The organism is Streptomyces sp. NPDC052036, assembly GCF_040680495.1.
In the GTDB taxonomy this organism is placed as follows: Bacteria; Actinomycetota; Actinomycetes; order Streptomycetales; family Streptomycetaceae; genus Streptomyces.
In genome coordinates this window covers 12137-29155 of sequence record NZ_JBFAWW010000022.1, presented here as the reverse complement: position 1 = coordinate 29155, position 17019 = coordinate 12137, and the positions used below count along the sequence as shown (strand labels likewise).

Annotated in this window: 12 protein-coding genes; 1 reads left to right on the top strand and 11 read right to left on the bottom strand. The window is 71.8% G+C overall.

The window, feature by feature from the left end; all coding sequences use genetic code 11:
- Positions 1-7: 7 nt before the first annotated feature.
- The 7 genes from AB0L95_RS27050 to fmt all read right to left on the bottom strand — a co-directional run bounded on the left by AB0L95_RS27050 (position 8) and on the right by fmt (position 10459).
- Positions 8-1450 carry a GuaB1 family IMP dehydrogenase-related protein gene (locus AB0L95_RS27050; protein ID WP_365165523.1) on the bottom strand — a complete coding sequence of 481 codons (1443 nt, stop codon included), beginning with the start codon at positions 1448-1450 and terminating at the stop codon, positions 8-10.
- A gap of 130 nt (positions 1451-1580) precedes the next feature.
- Positions 1581-1910 (bottom strand): barstar family protein, encoded by a 330-nt coding sequence (locus AB0L95_RS27045; protein WP_365165521.1) that lies wholly within the window; start codon positions 1908-1910, stop codon positions 1581-1583.
- 200 nt (positions 1911-2110) lie between these two features.
- A complete protein-coding gene (locus AB0L95_RS27040; RefSeq protein WP_365165703.1) occupies positions 2111-3154 on the bottom strand; it encodes a sugar-binding domain-containing protein in 1044 nt (347 codons plus the stop codon).
- Between the two features lie 78 nt (positions 3155-3232).
- Positions 3233-3919, bottom strand: coding sequence for a ribulose-phosphate 3-epimerase (gene rpe, locus AB0L95_RS27035; RefSeq protein WP_365165519.1), 687 nt, complete (start codon positions 3917-3919; stop codon positions 3233-3235).
- Between the two features lie 226 nt (positions 3920-4145).
- The gene (car, locus tag AB0L95_RS27030; protein ID WP_365165517.1) at positions 4146-7646 is read right to left on the bottom strand and encodes a carboxylic acid reductase; all 3501 of its coding nucleotides are present in this window, start codon (positions 7644-7646) and stop codon (positions 4146-4148) included.
- A 386-nt stretch (positions 7647-8032) separates the two neighbouring features.
- Complete coding sequence (locus AB0L95_RS27025; protein ID WP_365165515.1) at positions 8033-9451, bottom strand: transcription antitermination factor NusB; 1419 nt, start codon at positions 9449-9451, stop codon at positions 8033-8035.
- Positions 9452-9526: 75 nt separating this feature from the next.
- On the bottom strand, positions 9527-10459 hold the full coding sequence (gene fmt / locus AB0L95_RS27020; protein ID WP_365165513.1) for a methionyl-tRNA formyltransferase: 933 nt from the start codon (positions 10457-10459) through the stop codon (positions 9527-9529).
- Positions 10460-10758: 299 nt separating this feature from the next.
- Here fmt and AB0L95_RS27015 point away from each other — a divergent pair, with 299 nt between their 5' ends.
- Positions 10759-11292, top strand: a complete 534-nt coding sequence (locus tag AB0L95_RS27015; protein ID WP_365165510.1) for a hypothetical protein — start codon at positions 10759-10761, stop codon at positions 11290-11292.
- Positions 11293-11610: 318 nt separating this feature from the next.
- Here AB0L95_RS27015 and AB0L95_RS27010 read toward each other — a convergent pair whose 3' ends face one another.
- From AB0L95_RS27010 to rpoZ, 4 genes are all read right to left on the bottom strand, one after another.
- Positions 11611-13773, bottom strand: a complete 2163-nt coding sequence (locus AB0L95_RS27010; RefSeq protein WP_365165507.1) for a primosomal protein N' — start codon at positions 13771-13773, stop codon at positions 11611-11613.
- A gap of 135 nt (positions 13774-13908) precedes the next feature.
- Positions 13909-15117 (bottom strand): methionine adenosyltransferase, encoded by a 1209-nt coding sequence (gene metK / locus AB0L95_RS27005; protein WP_365165505.1) that lies wholly within the window; start codon positions 15115-15117, stop codon positions 13909-13911.
- Between the two features lie 251 nt (positions 15118-15368).
- Positions 15369-16571 (bottom strand): bifunctional phosphopantothenoylcysteine decarboxylase/phosphopantothenate--cysteine ligase CoaBC, encoded by a 1203-nt coding sequence (coaBC, locus tag AB0L95_RS27000; RefSeq protein ID WP_365165503.1) that lies wholly within the window; start codon positions 16569-16571, stop codon positions 15369-15371.
- A 161-nt stretch (positions 16572-16732) separates the two neighbouring features.
- Positions 16733-17005: a DNA-directed RNA polymerase subunit omega gene (gene rpoZ, locus AB0L95_RS26995; protein WP_003970369.1), complete on the bottom strand. Its 273-nt coding sequence runs from the start codon at positions 17003-17005 to the stop codon at positions 16733-16735.
- Between the last annotated feature and the right edge of the window lie 14 nt (positions 17006-17019).

Sequence of the window (17019 nt, the reverse complement as noted above, 5' to 3'; positions counted from 1 at the left end):
GCGGACGTCAGCTCCAGCTGGCGTGCAGCGGCTTGCCCTCCGCGTAGCCCGCCGCGCTCTGGATGCCCACGACGGCCCGCTCGGCGAACTCCTCCAGGGAGTCGGCGCCCGCGTAGGTGCAGGAGGAGCGGACACCCGCGATGATCGAGTCGATCAGGTCCTCGACGCCCGGGCGGGCCGGGTCGAGGAACATGCGGGAGGTCGAGATGCCCTCCTCGAACAGCGCCTTGCGGGCCCGGTCGTACGCCGACTCCTCCGACGTACGGTTGCGGACCGCGCGGGCCGACGCCATGCCGAACGACTCCTTGTAGAGCCGGCCGCCCGCGTCCTGCTGCAGGTCGCCCGGGGACTCGTAGGTGCCCGCGAACCAGGAGCCGACCATCACGTTGGAGGCACCGGCCGCCAGCGCCATGGCGACGTCACGCGGGTGGCGGACACCGCCGTCGGCCCACACGTGCTTGCCGTACTTCCGCGCCTCGGCCGCGCACTCCAGCACCGCCGAGAACTGGGGCCGGCCGACACCGGTCATCATCCGCGTGGTGCACATGGCGCCGGGGCCCACACCGACCTTGACGATGTCCGCGCCGGCCTCGATCAGATCGCGCACGCCCTCGGCGGCGACGATGTTGCCCGCCGCCAGCGGCACCTGCGGGTCCAGCGCCCGCACCGTCCTGATGGCGCTGATCATCGACTCCTGGTGGCCGTGCGCGGTGTCGATCACGAGGGTGTCGACGCCCGCGTCGAGCAACTGCTTGGCCTTGCCGGCCACGTCGCCGTTGATGCCGACGGCGGCGGCGATACGCAGCCTGCCCTGCGCATCGGTGGCCGGCGTGTAGAGCGTGGCCCGCAGGGCGCCCTTGCGGGTGAGGATGCCGACGAGCCGGCCGTCCTCGTCCACGGCGGGCGCGTAACGGCGGTTGGCGCCGTCGAGGATGTTGAACGCCTCACGGGGGTCGATACCGGCGTCGAGCAGCAACAGGTCCTTGGACATGACCACTTCGAGCTGGGTGAAGCGGTCCACACCGGAGAGGTCCGCGTCGGTGACCACACCGATCGGCCGGTGCTCCCCGTCGACGACCACGCCCGCGTTGTGCGCACGCTTGGACAGCAGCGCCAGGGCGTCGGCGACGGTCTGGTGCGGGGCGAGCACGATCGGGGTGTCCAGCACCAGGTGGCGGCTCTTGACCCAGGAGATGACGTCGGTGACCACGTCGATCGGGATGTCCTGCGGAATGACGACCAGTCCCCCGCGCCGGGCCACCGTCTCCGCCATGCGGCGGCCGGCGATCGCGGTCATGTTGGCGACGACCAGCGGAATGGTCGTGCCCGAGCCGTCCGGGGAGGAGAGGTCCACACCCTGCCGGGAGCCGACCGCGGAGCGGCTCGGCACCATGAACACATCGTCGTACGTCAGGTCGTAGGCAGGCTGGATGTCATTCAGGAAACGCACGTGCTGCACATCCCAGTCGATCAAAGGCGGCCCCCGGACAGGACAGCCAGGGGGAAGAGCACGTACTTCATTGTCCCATGCCGAGCACCGTAGGGTCCCCGGACAGATCGTCCAGGCAGGCCAGAGGGGGTTAGTGGGATCCTCCAAGCGCGAGCGCCACGGTCAGCTCCGGGGTGCCGTCCACGGCCTCGGAGAACACCTCCTCGGCGATCCGCCACTCCTCGGGCCGCGCCTTGGCGTACGCCCGCCAGTCCTGGACCACCAGCACCAGCCCCCGCTCCACGGCACCGGCGGGCCAGACGGTGAGGTCGGTCAGCGAGTCGGCGAGGGCGTCCCAGTTGCGGCCGAACCAGTCCGGGAGCTCCAGGGCGAGCCCGATCCGCTCCATGAACGCGGCCTTGTCGGTGACACCGTCGAGGTCCAGCGTCACCACGAGCCGGCCCGCCAGGTCTTCGGTCATATCGGTACCGCCCTGAGCGCGTTGTAGGGATCTTCCAGGTGATCGTCGGTGTGGCGGACCGCGCCGCCCCGCCCGGCGGCAGGGCCCCGGTCGACACGTGGTGTCCCGCCGGGGGCATGCGTGCGGGAGGACGGGCGTACCGCGTCGGTGGGGCGTGACGCGGCCTCGGCCGTCCCCTCGCATCCGGCCGTCGACCCCCCTCAGGGGCCGTCGGGATCCGCGCGGTGCAGGGCCGGGGTCGGCGTCGGCCCCGCGGTCATCAGGTAGTCCGCCGCCGAGGTGTCCGTGACCAGGCTGGTGACCAGCCCGGAGCGCAGGACCGCGTCGATGGCGGCCGCCTTCCGCTGCCCGCCCGCGATCGCGACGACCTCGGGGATACGGCGCAGCTGGTCCGCCTTGACGGTGATGCACCGCTCTCCCAGGTCCCGTCCGACCCGGCGGCCCTCGGTGTCGAAGAGGTGCGCGGACATCTCGGCGGCGACGCCGAGGGACGCGTAGTGCGCCCGCTCCTCGTCGCTCAGCATGTCGTGCACCGTCGAGATGCCCGCCTCCCATGAGCCGATGGAGACACAGGCGACCGTGACCTTGTCGAAGTACTCGAAGGCACGGGCGATCCCCGTCTGGTTGCGCAGCGCGGCCGCCGTCGCCGCGTCCGGCAGCAGCATCGGCGCGTAGATGGGGTGCGCGTCCCCGCCGGAGACCTGGGCGGCGCGGCGGACGGCCTCCACCGAGCCGCGCTCGGCGGTCCCCGCGTCGTACACGCCCGTCAGCTGCACCACCGTGCACGGCGGCAGCCGGTCCAGGGCAGCCGCCATATTGATGGTCGACCGGCCCCAGGCGAGCCCCAGCACATCTCCCTCGGTCACCAGTTCGCCGAGCAGATCCGCGGCCACCTCCCCGAGGTTCTCGGGGTCGGGCGAGTCCTCTGCCTCGGCAGGGGACTCCACGACCACGGCGTGCCTGAGGCCGTAGCGGGCGCGCAGCGCGTCGGAGCGCTCCGCGTCCAGCTCGGCCGGCACCCTGATCTCGATCCGTACGAGATCCCGTTCGAGGGCGGTCTCCAGGACCCGGGCCACCTTGAAGCGGCTGACGCCGAACTCCTCAGCGATCTGGATCTTGGACTTGCCCTCTAGATAGAAGCGACGGGCCATGGCCGCCGCCTGCACCAGCTCAGCGGGTCCCATCCGCATGGCTGACCGGCCCGCCGACATACCCGACACGGCCATCTCCTCACTGCTGTTCACACTCTGCATTCGCCGTTCATCCTTGCAGATCCGGCGGATTCGATCAGCCCGGACGGTCGGCGTTCAGGTTCCGTTGGTTCAGTCGTCGCACGCCCAGGACGCCCGGGCCGTCGCCGCCTCCGCCTGGCTGCGCAGCGCACGTACCGCCGCGGCCGGGTCGGCCGCGCCGTAAACCGCCGAGCCGGCCACGAAGACGTCCGCTCCCGCCTCCGCGCAGCGCTCGACGGTGGAAGCGGAGACACCGCCGTCGACCTGCAGCCACAGTTCGAGGCCGTGCTTGCTGATCAGCTCACGGGTGCGGCGGATCTTCGGCAGCATGATGTCGAGGAACGCCTGTCCGCCGAAGCCCGGCTCCACCGTCATGATCAGCACCATGTCCAGCTCGGGCAGCAGGTCCTCGTACGGTTCGATGGGCGTCGCGGGCTTGAGCGCCATGGAGGCCCGGGCCCCCTTGGCCCGGATCTCCCGGGCGAGCCGAACCGGCGCGCCGGCCGCCTCGGCGTGGAACGTGACCGATCCGGCACCCGCTTCGACGTACTGCGGCGCCCACCGATCGGCGTCCTCGATCATCAGATGGCAGTCCAGCGGAGTGTCCGTCGCCCGCGCCAGAGCCTCTACGACCGGCACGCCGAGCGTGAGGTTCGGGACGAAGTGGTTGTCCATGACGTCGACGTGGAGCCAGTCGGCTCCTCGCACGGCCTGCGCCTCCTCGGCGAGGCGGGCGAAGTCGGCGGACAGGATGCTGGGGTTGATCTGCACGGCCATGCCCCAAGCCTGCCATGCCCGCCATCGGTTGCTCTCCCCGGTCCGAATGACGGGCTGCACGCCCGGGACCACAGCGCCCCGCCGGGCCGGGTTCCCGCATCTTCTGCACCGTGGCCACCGGCGAAGGCCTCACCTGCGGCTCTTCCGATGCCTCACACGGTGACCAGCGCTGATCCGCCTCACTCACGATCTCGGCCACGCGTCGGAATCCGCGTGAGGTCGGCCTTCACAGCACATGCAACTGCTGCAGGTCACTGATGTACTTGCGGATCAGTGCCGCCGACAGGTGCGGAATGTCCTTGTCCGGCCCCACCCCGGCCGCGCGCACCGCGGCGTGGAAGCGGTCGGTGGGGAAGCCCGCGCCGTCGATGGGCTCCTCGGGGTGGGCGAAGGCGTGCAACAGGGGCAGCAACGAGTACTGCTTCTGCTGGTCCGGCATGGCCCGGATGGCGGTTTCGAACCGGGTGAACCACTGGTCGTAGTCGTCGATCCGCGCGATGGGGTAGCCGGCGTCGTTCAGCCAGTCCACGAAGACATCCAGTGAGATGCCGTCGGCGTGGGGGTTGAGCACATTGAACGTCTGGCAGCCCCGGGAGGCCTGCCCGCCGATGGCGGTGATGGCCTCGGCGGTGAAGTCGACCGGCAGCCCGTTGTAATGCGCGGCCTGGCGGTTGCCCGCGGCGTCGAGCCGGTAGAAGGAGACCGGCGCTATGCCGGTGGCGACCAGGCTGAACAGCAAACGGGTGAAGACATCGGGCACGTTCAGCTGCCCGGCGTACGTGCTGTGCGCGAGGATCATGTCGGAGCGGAAGGTGGCCACCGGCAGGCCGCACAGGTCGTGGGCCTCCCTCAGGAGCACCTCGCCTGCCCACTTGCTGGTCCCGTACCCGCCGGCGTAACTGTCGTCCAGCCGGCGCACCGGGCTGGTCGCCCTGATGTCGGCGTACTCGTCGGCCGACGACACCTGGGAGGAGATCGCCGCGACCGTCGACAGGTAGGTGACCGGCTTGATCCGGGTGGTGATCGCCATTCGGATCAGCTCGGCGGTGCCGACCACATTAGGGCCGAACAATTGTTCGTACGGCAGCACATGGTTGACCAGCGCGGCCGGGTGCACGATCTGGTCGACGGTGCGGGCCAGCCGCTGCCAGGTCGGTTCGTCCAGTCCCAGGTCCGGTTCGCCGATGTCACCAGCCAGCACTTCGAGGCGACCGGCGGCCGACTGGCGGAAACGGCGGAGCAGTTCGGGGTCACCGCTGTCGTAGACGGATTCGAGTCGCTGCCGCGCGGCCTCGGCACTGTCGCCTCGCACGATGCAGATGAGTGTGCCGCCGGTGGCCGCCAGCCGCTCCATCCACTCAAGGGCCATGAATCGCCCCAGGTAGCCGTTGGCGCCGGTCATCAGTACGGTGCGCACGGGTCCGGTGGGGAGCGGCAGCTTCGTGGCGGCGGTGAGAGTCCGCTCGTCGACGAACTTGTCGAGGGTCAGATCCGCTGCCTTCACCTCTGTGCTGCCCGCACCGTGTACGGCCGTGAACGTCGGCCGCTTCACCCCCGCCAGGTCGGTCTCGATATGCTGCGCCAGCCGCCGAAGGTTGTTGGCGGGGCTGATGATGACACCGACCGACACGTCGATGCCGAAGATCTGCTCCAGCAGGTCCGACAAGGTGAGCGCGGACAGGGAATCGCCGCCGAGGCCGGTGAAGTGCGCGTCGGGGTCCACGAGGCCGGTCGCGCCGCCCAGCACCGCCTGAGCGGCCTGCAGCACGGTGTCGAGCACCGGCTGCTTCGCGCCCACGTGGCGCAACGTGCTCAGGGCGGTGGTCTCCCGGTCGGCCAGCTCCGCGTACAACTGCTCCAGCCGCGGGCCGTACTGGTCCGCCAGCCGAGGACGCAGCAGCTTGCGAGTCGAGGAGAGCAGGCCGTTCTCGGTGGTGAACGGCTCGGCCTCGATCAGGAAGTCGCGGGGGATCTCATACGAGTTGAGGCCGACGTCCGCGGCGGTCTGCCGCAACGACTCATGCAGCTGTGCCGTGAGGTCACCGCCGCCGCGGAGCGCCTCCTCGGTGGGCACGATCACCGCGAGCAGAAAGGCCCGCTCGCTGTTGCCGTAGACGAAGATCTGCCGCACCAGTGGACTGGTCGCGAAGGTGGCCTCCACCCGGGACAACGCGACGAACTCGCCCTGTGCCAGCTTGAGCACGTTCTTGCGGCGGTCGACATAGACCAGCTCGTCCGGCCCGATCTCGGCCATGACGTCACCGGTGCGGTAGTAGCCGTCCTCGTCGAAGATCTCGGCGGTCGTATCGGGACGCCTGTAGTAGCCCGGGATGATCGTTTCCGACTTGATCAGCAGCTCACCCCGCGGGTGTGGGGTGTCGGTGCGCAGGTAACCCAACTCGGGCACGTCCACCAGCTTGTAGTCCAGCACCGGTGGCCGGCTCAGTCTGTGGTCCACCGTGATCGCGCCCGCCTCGGTGGAGCCGTAGCTGTCGTGCAGTGGAAGGCCGATGACCGACTCGACGAACGCCTTCATCTCGGCGGACAGGGGCGCGGATCCGACCGCGGCCCACAGAAGCCGGCCGCCGAGGAACTCCGCACCCAGTCGTGCTCTGACCTCCTCGTCGTCGGCGCCGTTGTCCACCTCGCTCCGGTAGCGCTGGAACAGCATGTCGCAAATGCGGGGCACCAGCAGCAACTCGGTGGGGCGGGCCAGGCCGATGTCCTCGAACAGGGTGGACAAGTCGCTGCGCGCCACGAAGTAGTTCGTACCGCCGCGAGCCATCGTGCCGAACAGCTCCGATCGGCCGAAGAGGTGACTCAGGGGCATGTAGTTGACGTTGATGCTCGGCCTGCCGCCATCGCCGTGCCACCCCTGCCACAGCCGGCCGACCAGGCGATCGGTGTACTCCGCGCCCTTCGGCGTGCCGGTGCTGCCCGAGGTGTAGACGAGGGTGCTCAGCCGGTCCGGGTCGGGTTTCGGCATGGGCGGGGCAGGCAGATCTCGTCCGCGTTCGACCACGGTGTCCAGCACGTCCAGTACGATCCGGCGGTCGGACTCCGCAAGACGCCGGCGCGCGGCCTCGACCTTCGTACGCTCCTCCTCGGCCTCCGGGTGGTGGTCGAACACGACCAGCCGCCCGACCGACGGGCTGTCGATGACCAGGTCTACGGCGGTGTCCAGATGGTCGATGCCGGTGGCGAGCAGGCGCGGCTCGGTCTCCGCGATGATCGGCAGGAGGTTGGCCTTGGAGGCGCCGGTGTGGAGCGGCACAATGACCGCGCCCAGCCGGACACACGCCAGGTCGATCGTCGCGTAGCCGCCACTGGTGGAGCCGAGGACGCAGACGAAGTCCCCCTCGTTCAAAGGATGTCGCTCGTCGTGGTGCCATTCGGCCGCGATCGCCTGGACGCGGGACCACAGCTCGCGGTAGCTGATCGTGTCGAACCTCCGGAGCAGCCGTAGCGACGTACGGCCGGTCGCCGGGTCCCTGAACGCTTCCTGGGCACGCTCCCCCAGGGCAGGCCGATCCGCGTAGGCGTCCATGACCGTGGCCACTGTCGCGGCGAGGGACAGTCCTGGCCGACGGATGGCCTCGGCGACCGCTTCGAGCGGCATGGCCTCGCGAAGCTGCCGGTCGGTCGCGTACAACGCGGCAGCTCGACGCTCTTCTCGGGTGTCCGGTGTCTCGCCGCTCGCACCCCTCGAACCAAGCACCATGGTCATTCTCCTATTGGAATGTACCCATTGCCCTTATATGCACTGTACCGCCGTCGAATGCGGTGGCGAGCGGTCCCGGGGATCGGTCAGGCGTGGCCAACCGCTCTCTCGCAGAACGCGTTCGCCCCGGGTGGCCGACGTGGGCTGAGCGGATGGGCGTGCCCCACATCACAGCGTGTTGGCCGAGCGGGACGCAGGAGGGCCCGGTCCGCGGAAGTGAACTTGACCCTGGTGGTGCCAAGTTCGACGCCGCACAGAAGCAGCTTCACATTCCGCACGAGTCGGCGAGGACCCGAGGGACTGTCGGTGTCACTTCGGTGGCCGATCGGCCAGGCGTCGGCCAACCGAAGTGAGAACCGGTCACTTGTTTGGGGAACGTGCAGCTCCGGGTGTCAGGCGGTGCGGCGGATCAGGGCCAGGTACATCGCGTCGGTGCCGTGCATATGCGGCCACAGCTGTACGTCGGGGCCGTCGCCGAGGGCCGGTACGCCGGGCAACAGCGGCCGGGCGTCGATGAGTTCGGCGTTCCGGTACTGCTTGAGGACGTCGTCGACCACGGCCCGGGTCTCGGCGAGATGGGGCGAGCAGGTGGCGTAGCCCACGACGCCCCCGACCCGTACCGACTCCAGGGCCGTCCGCAGCAGGGCGCGCTGGAGGGGTGCGAAGCCGTCGAGGTCCTCGGGCCGGCGCCGCCAGCGGGCCTCAGGCCGGCGGCGCAGCGCACCGAGCCCCGTGCAGGGCACGTCCATCAGGACCCGGTCGAACGCCCCGGGGCGCCAGGGCGGCCGGGTTCCGTCGGCGGTGATGACCTGGTAGGGCCCCGGGTTCCCGGCGAGCGCCCTGGCCACCAGACCGGCGCGGTGCGGCTGCTTCTCGGAGGCGAGCAGCGTGGCGCCCCGCTCGGCGGCGAGGGCGGCCAGCAGCGCGGCCTTGCCGCCGGGCCCGGCGCATCCGTCCAGCCACCGCTCGTCGGCCCCCTCCAGGGGCGCGTTCGCGAGGGCGAGGGCGACGAGCTGGCTGCCCTCGTCCTGGACGCCCGCACGGCCCTCCCGCACGGCCTCCACGGCCCCGGGATCGCCGCCCTCGGTGAGCCGGACGGCGTACGGCGACCAGCGGCCGGGCACCGCGGCCTCCTCGCCGAGCAGCTCCTCGGTGGTGGCGCGGCCGGGCCGGGCCACGAGCGTGACCTCGGGCCGCTCGTTGTCGGCCTCCAGCAGGTCCTCGATCCCGGCACGCCCGCCGCCGAGGGAGTCCCACAGGGCGGAAACGACCCAGCGCGGATGCGAGTGCACGACGGCGAGGTGGTCCTCGGGGTCCTCGTCGTAGGGCGGCGCGACCCGTTCCAGCCAGCCGTCGAGGTCGCTCTGGGCGACCTTGCGCAGCACGGCGTTCACGAACTTGGCCCGTCCGTCACCGAGCACGACACGGGCGAGCTCGACGGTGGCGGACACGGCGGCATGGCTGGGGATCCGCGTCCCCAGCAGCTGGTGCGCCCCGAGGCTCAGCACATCGAGCACGGGCGGGTCGACCTCGCGCAGCGGACGGTCGACACAGGCCGCGATGACGGCGTCGTACGTCCCCTGCCGGCGCAGTGTCCCGTACACCAGCTCGGTGGCGAGCGCCGCGTCCCGCCCGTCCAGGTCGCCCGCCTCGCGCGCCTTGCGCAGCAGCGGCGGCAGGACCAGGTTCGCGTACGCGTCCCGCTCGTCGACGGCCCTCAGCGCGTCGAAGGCGAGGATGCGGACGGGGTCCTTCTGGGGCCGACGGTAGGGCTTGCCGGGCTTACGGGGCCGACGGGACTGGTCACTCACGAAAAATGTGCTCCGGGTATGGGACGACATGCGCTTTCCAGCGTACGTCCGGGGGGTGGCGGGCAGGCGGGCAGGTCAGCCGCCGAGGGTCTCGGAGGCGCCGATGCGCACTCCGCGCGCCCAGTCCGCGGCCTTCATCGGCTTCTTGCCCTGGGCCTGCACCCACACCAGCTCGACGGCGTAGGAACCGGTGCCGACGTACACGTTGTTCTTGCCGGCCGCCAGCTGTCCCGGGGCCAGGTCCGTGCGCTCGGGCACGGGCGTGACCTGGATCAGCTTGAGCCGCTCCCCGCGGAAGGCGGTCCAGGCGCCGGGCGCGGGCGTGCAGCCCCGCACCACGCGGTCCACCCGGAGCGCGGGCGCGGCCCAGTCCACGTGCGCGTCCTCGACGGTGATCTTGGGTGCGAGCGTGACGCCCTCGGCGGGCTGCGGTACGGCCTTCAGGGTGCCGTCCTCGATGCCGTCCATGGTGGCGGCGAGCAGCCCGGAACCGGCGAAGGCGAGACGGGTGAGCAGGTCGCCGCTGGTGTCGGTGAGGCGGATCCGCTCGGTGACGGTGCCGTAGACGGGCCCCGAGTCCAGCCCCTCCTCGATGAGGAACGTGGAGGCACCCGTGATCTCGTCGCCCGCCATGAGCGAGTGCTGCACGGGCGCGGCGCCGCGCCAGGCCGGCAGCAGCGAGAAGTGCAGATTGACCCAGCCGTGGGCGGGGATGTCGAGGGCCACCCGGGGCAGCAGCGCCCCGTAGGCGACGACGGGACAGCAGTCGGGCGCGATCTCCCGCAGGCGCGCGAGGAAGTCCTCGTCGCGGGGCCGGTTCGGCTTGAGGACCTCGATCCCTGCCTCCTCCGCCCGCTCGGCGACGGGGCTGGCGACGAGCCTGCGCCCACGTCCCGCCGGTGCGTCGGGCCGCGTGACGACGGCCGCCACCTCGTGCCGGCCGGACGCGATCAGGGCGTCCAGCGCGGGAACGGCGACCTCGGGGGTACCTGCGAAGACAAGCCTCATGGGTGGGTGACGGCCTCTCGGGCGGGAGTCGGGACGGGGCCCGGGCGACTGCGGCGGGCCGAGGCGCACGGATAGCGCACCAGTCTATGGCGGGTTGTGGCGCCGCAAGCGCGAAGGGCGCCCTGATCCAGGGCGAATGCCCCTCACAGCGCACACCGCCGCAGGGGGCGTACATCCATCTCCTTACGCCCCTGCACCGTGACCAGAGCCCCTCACGCGCGTTGGTCAAGAAAGAGTTGACCACAACGGGCCGCGATCGCGGCCCGATTCCTTTCAACGCCGGTTCGAGAGGCTTGTTCATGGCCGACCACGCAACCCACGACGCCCAGGCCCGGGCCAGCCTGCACCTGCTGGTGCGGGACATCGAGCGGGTCCGCCGACAGGTGGACGCGTTGCGCACCCTCACCGCCCAGTTGGGCAACGTCTACCGCCCGCGCCGCTCCGGCCCGTCCACGGGCTTCGTCGTCTACGGACGCGCCCCCGCCCCGACCGTCCGCCTCGCCCAGGAGCTGCGGGACAGTGTCGAGACCCTGGTCACGGCGGCCGTGGACTTCGACCGCTCACTCGGCTTCTCGTGGGACGCCGTGGGCTCCGCACTCGGTGTCACCAAGCAGGCGGTGCACCGCCGTTACGGCGCCCGCCGGGCCGCCACCCCGGCGGCGACCGAGACAGAACACGCGCCGGAGCCGACCGGCAGCCGCACGCTCAACGTGGGCGCCGGCATCCCCACGGTGCCCGCGGCCCGCTCGATGCCGACGCAGCCCACGGCAGGCAGCCCCACCCTCCGCGACGAGGTGCGGTCGACGGCCTTCCCCGGACCGCGCAACGGCTGAGCGGCCTACCGCCTGCCTCCCGGCCGCACCGGGAGGCAGCCGTGCAGCCGCGCGCCGCGTACTCCGGCATCCGAGGGCGGCTCCTGAACGCCGCCGGGCACGTCCCGCTGCCCAACTACCGCCGCCTTGCGGCGACATACCCCGCAGCCCACACCGGCCGCCGTCCGGCGGACGTGCGTCGGCCCTCGAAGCCGCCCCGCTGCGGCCAGCGCGCACCGCACCGCCCCCCACTCTCCGGCCGAGGGGCCGGCGCCCCCTGTCGCAGGTCCGTCGGTCCCGTCCTTCACGCGCCGTGCCCGGACTCCGGCCCGCAGCCGGTCAGCCGATCTCCGGCGGGTCGATCCGGATCCGCACCGTCTCGCCCCCACCGCTCCCCCCACGAGCCATCCGCGCCGCCGACGCGGCCTTCAGCGCGGAGGCCAGTGCCGCTCCACTCCCCGGCGGTACCCGGATGAGGGCCCGCTCCCACCGCTCCCCCGGTGGCGGCCCCCCGGTCCGCCGCGGGCGTCCGGCCTCGGTGACCGGCACGGGTACGGGCCCGAGCACCTCGGCGTCCGGCGGGAGTCCGGCCCCGGCGACGAAGTCCATGACCGCCCCGACCGGTCCCGACACCGCCGCCATCCGCGACACCGGCGGAAAGCCCAGCTCGGCCCGCTCGGCCAGCTCCCGCGCCGCGTGCCCGACGGGGTCCCACCGCACCAGCGCCTGCACCGGCCGCAGCGTCGGCTCTGCGACGATCACCACGGTCCCGCCCGCCGACTGGGGCCGGACGAGCGCGCCCGCGCCGATCCACCGCCGCAGCGCCTCCTCACCCGCCCGCAGATCCGGCCGCCCGAGCATGGCCCATCCGTCCAGCAGCAGCGCGGCCGCATAGCCGCCCTCGGCGACCGGCTCGGCGCCCGGGGTGCTGACGACCAGGGCGGGGGCGTCCGGAACCGTGTCGAGCACCTGCTCACGCCCCGACGTCCGCACCGGAACGGCCGGAAACGCGCGCCCCAGCTCCTCGGCGGTCCGCCGGGCGCCCACCACCTGGGCGCGCAGCCGGAAGCCGCCGCACTCCGGACAGTGCCAGGCGCTCTCCTCGCGCCCGCACCAGCCGCACCGCAGCTCCCCGGCGTCCTGGGCCGCCAGCGGCCCGGCGCAGTGCCGGCAGCGGGCAGGCGCGCGACAGTGGGCACAGGCCAGCCGGGGGACATACCCCCGCCGTGGCACCTGTACCAGCACGGGGCCGTGCCGCAGGCCCTCCCGTACGGCTTCCCAGGCGAGCGTCGGCAGCCGGGCCGCCCTGGCCGCCTCGTCCCGCGCGAGATCCTGGTCCCCCACGGTCCGCACGAGCGGCGCGGCGGCCCGTACCTGCTCTCGGTCGGCGGCCAGCGGCACCGCCCAGCCGCTCTCGACGAGCTGCGCGGCCTCGACGGTGCAGCTCCAGCCCCCCAGCAGAAAAGCACACCTGTCGCGCGAGGCCCGCAGCTCCAGGACCTCGCGCACATGCGGGAAGGGAGCGTTGTCGTCGCTGTGACTGGGGTCCCCGTCGTCCCAGACGACGACGAGGCCGAGATCGCGGACCGGCGCGAACATGGCGGCCCGCGTCCCGACCACGGCCCGCACGGCGCCGCGCCGTATCGCGAGCCACTCCCGATACCGTCGCTCCTGCCCGGCGTCGGCGGTCAGCAACGCATGCTGCCCGTCCCCCAGCAGCGCCCTCAGCGCCGCATCGACCCGCGCGGCGGGGCGCCCCGCGGGCACGACGACCAACGCGCCCCGGCCCGAGGCGAGCGTGGCCTGCACGGCTCGGGCGATCTCCTCCGCCCACCAGGGTCCGGGCAGTGCGGTCCACACGGCCCGCGGCGCACCGCCGGAGGCCAGGGACCGCAGAAACCCAGGGCCTCGCGCGTAGCGCCGCCAGGACCCGGGGTCCGGCTCGGCGGGCGGCGCGGGCGGCGGACCCATCTCGGTGGCCTCGGCCCGGGCGTGCCGCGGCGGCACGGCGAGCTGGAGCACATCGGCGAGACTGCCCGCGTACCGATCCGCGATGGCACGGGCGAGATCCAGCAGCTCGGGCGTGAGGACGGGCTCGGGCGACACGACCTGGGCCAGCGCCGCGAGGGGCCCGGTGTAGTCGGACTCGGCCACCCGCTCGACGAGGAACCCGTCGATGAGCCCTCCGCCCTCGCGCCGCCCGTCGCGCACCGTCCGCGCCCCGGCCCCGAACCGCACCCGGACCCGGACCCCGGGCCGAGCCACGGCGTCCAGCTCCTGCGGCACCGCATAGTCGAAGTACCGGTCCAGATGCAGCACGCCCTTGTCGACCAGGACGCGCGCGACGGGCAGGTCCTTGGCGAGCTCGGCCCCTCGCCAGGTGCGCGGCTTGGCCCGGGGCGCCTTGGCCTGGCGCACGGCCTCACGGATCAGCGCAAGCTGCTCGGGCGGCCCGGCCTCGTCCCCGCCCGCCCCGTGCTGCTGCCCGTTCCCGCTGCTCACGCTTGCATTCTTACCAAACCCCACTGACATCGCCGTACGAGCCTCGGAACGCGCTCGCCGTCCGGGCCCACCGGTGACACGCCGAGGCCCGGCTCCCTCGAAGGGCGCCGGGCCTCGTGCAGGAGCGGGGAGGGCCTACAGCCCTGCGGCCTCGCGGAGGGCCTCCACGCGGTCGGTGCGCTCCCAGGTGAAGTCGGGGAGCTCCCGGCCGAAGTGGCCGTAGGCGGCGGTCTGCGCGTAGATCGGACGCAGCAGATCCAGGGCGCGGATGATCGCGGCCGGGCGGAGGTCGAAGACCTTGGTGATCGCGTGCTCGATCTTCTCGGCGTCGACCTTGGCCGTGCCGAAGGTCTCCACGAACAGACCGACCGGCTCGGCCTTGCCGATCGCGTACGCGACCTGCACCTCGCAGCGGGAGGCCAGGCCCGCCGCCACGACGTTCTTGGCGACCCAGCGCATCGCGTACGCCGCCGAGCGGTCCACCTTGGACGGGTCCTTGCCGGAGAACGCGCCACCGCCGTGCCGCGCCATGCCGCCGTAAGTGTCGATGATGATCTTCCGGCCGGTCAGGCCCGCGTCACCCATCGGACCGCCGATCTCGAACCGGCCGGTGGGGTTGACCAGCAGGCGGTAGCCGTCCGTCTCCAGCTTGATGCCCTCGTCCAGCAGGGCCTTCAGCTCCGGCTCGACCACGAACTCGCGGATGTCGGGGGCGAGCAGCGACTCGAGGTCGATGTCGCTCGCGTGCTGCGAGGAGATGACCACCGTGTCCAGGCGGACCGCCTTGTCACCGTCGTACTCGATGGTGACCTGGGTCTTTCCGTCCGGACGCAGGTAGGGGATGGTGCCGTTCTTGCGGACGTCGGACAGCCGCTTGGACAGCCGGTGCGCCAGGAAGATGGGCAGCGGCATCAGCGTCGGTGTCTCGTCCGTCGCGTAGCCGAACATCAGGCCCTGGTCGCCCGCGCCCTGGCGGTCCAGCTCGTCGTCGTCGCCCTCGACTCGGGACTCGTAGGCCGTGTCCACACCCTGCGCGATGTCCGGGGACTGCGCGCCGATCGACACCGAGACACCGCAGGAGGCGCCGTCGAAGCCCTTCTTCGACGAGTCGTAGCCGATCTCGAGGATCTTGTTGCGCACCAGCGTCGCGATGTCCGCGTACGTCTTGGTCGTGACCTCGCCGGCCACGTGCACCAGACCGGTCGTGATCAGCGTCTCCACGGCGACCCGGGACGTCGGGTCCTCACGCAGAAGCGCATCGAGAATGGTGTCACTGATCTGGTCAGCGATCTTGTCGGGGTGGCCCTCGGTCACAGACTCCGAGGTGAACAGGCGACGGGACACAACGCTCCCTGGGGTTGCAGCGGCTGCTGGCTGATCATTGGTGGACGGGACGGGGGCTGCGCCCGGCGTCGTCCGAGAACAGTTTATCGGTCGCGCTCGACCACCGGCCCACCTGTCTCGCCTCTCGGGAGCCCTGTGACCTGCGGCACGGGCATTCTGCCCAATGCCGCGCGCTCTTTTCCAGGGTCGCCACGCGCGAATGTGCCGAGGCCCGAGCGGGTCTCCAGAGGAAGGAGGGATTCAGGACAGGCTCAGGACAGGCGCGGCGCCACGAGGTCCCACACCGTCTCGGCGAGTGCTTCCTTCGGGCCGTACGGCACCGGGGTCTCGCTGCCGTCGGCCCCCAGCACCACTGCCTCGTTCTCCTCGGCGCCGAAGGTCTTGCGCTCCCCCACCTCGTTGACCACGAGCAGGTCGCATCCCTTGCGCTCCAGCTTGGCGCGGCCGTTGACCAGCACGTCGTCCGTCTCCGCGGCGAAACCGACGACCACCTGGCCGGGGCGGCCCCGATCCGCCGAGATCTCGGCGAGGATGTCCGGATTCCGCACCAGGACGACGGGCTCCGGATCCTGGCCGTCCTTCTTCTTGATCTTCCCGGAGGCGTAGACCGCCGGCCGGAAGTCCGCCACCGCAGCCGCCATGACCACGGCGTCCGCGTCCGCGGCCGCCTTCAGCACCGCCTCGCGCAGCTGCACGGCCGTGCCCACCTGTACGACGTCCACTCCGGCGGGATCGGGCAGACTCGTGTTCGCGGCGATCAGGGTGACGCGGGCGCCTCGGGCGGCGGCCGTGCGCGCCAGGGCGTAGCCCTGCTTGCCGGAGGAGCGGTTGCCCAGGAAACGGACGGGGTCGAGGGGCTCGCGGGTGCCGCCGGCGGTGACGACGACATGCCGGTCCTTGAGGTCCGGCTCGGTCACGCCCCGGGCCAGCACCCGGCGGCAGACCTCGAAGATCTCGGCCGGGTCGGGCAGCCGACCCTTGCCCGTGTCGACGCCGGTCAGCCGGCCGACCGCCGGTTCGATGACGACGGCGCCGCGGCGGCGCAGCGTCGCCACGTTCTCCTGGGTGGCCGGGTGCTCCCACATCTCGGTGTGCATCGCGGGGGCGAAGACGACCGGGCAGCGGGCGGTGAGGAGGGTGTTGGTCAGCAGGTCGTCTGCGAGGCCGTGGGCCGCCTTGGCGAGCGTGTCGGCCGTCGCGGGGGCCACGACGACCAGATCGGCGTGCTGGCCGATGCGGACGTGCGGCACCTCGTGGACGTCGTCCCAGACCTCGGTGGAGACCGGGTGGCCGGAGAGCGCCGACCAGGTCGCCGCGCCGACGAAATGCAGCGCGGAGGCCGTCGGTACGACGCGCACGTCATGCCCGGACTCGGTCAGTCTGCGCAGCAGCTCGCACGCCTTGTAGGCGGCGATGCCGCCGCTGATCCCCAGAACGACCTTCGGCTTGTCCACCGTCTCTCCCCGGACTCGGATCCGTACATGCCCATGCTGCCTCACCGCGGAGGGCGTTCCCCGCGCTGCCCCTTGAGCAGACCACAGGCCCGGCAGGAGTGCTGCCGGGCCTGTGGAAAAAACCTGTCGCGGTATGGCGATATGACATACCGCACTGCTGGCTACTGCGCCGGGCCCTCGATGGCCTCGGAGGTCAGCAGACCCGCGTTGATCTCGCGCAGGGCGATCGAGAGCGGCTTCTCGTGGACGTGGGTGTCGACGAGGGGACCGACGTACTCGAGGAGGCCCTCACCGAGCTGCGAGTAGTACGCGTTGATCTGGCGGGCCCGCTTGGCCGCATAGATCACGAGGCTGTACTTCGAGTCGGTGGCCTCGAGGAGCTCGTCGATCGGCGGGTTGATGATGCCCTCGGGCGTGGTGATGGAAGAGGACACGCTCTACCTTCCGA

What these genes read in the sequence shown, in the direction of transcription:
- car (WP_365165517.1), bottom strand. Translation starts at nt 7,646, where the DNA reads ATGACCATGGTGCTTGGTTCGAGGGGTGCGAGCGGCGAGACACCGGAC.
- AB0L95_RS27015 (WP_365165510.1), top strand. Translation starts at nt 10,759, where the DNA reads ATGGCCGACCACGCAACCCACGACGCCCAGGCCCGGGCCAGCCTGCAC.
- rpe (WP_365165519.1), bottom strand. Translation starts at nt 3,919, where the DNA reads ATGGCCGTGCAGATCAACCCCAGCATCCTGTCCGCCGACTTCGCCCGC.
- fmt (WP_365165513.1), bottom strand. Translation starts at nt 10,459, where the DNA reads ATGAGGCTTGTCTTCGCAGGTACCCCCGAGGTCGCCGTTCCCGCGCTG.
- AB0L95_RS27045 (WP_365165521.1), bottom strand. Translation starts at nt 1,910, where the DNA reads ATGACCGAAGACCTGGCGGGCCGGCTCGTGGTGACGCTGGACCTCGAC.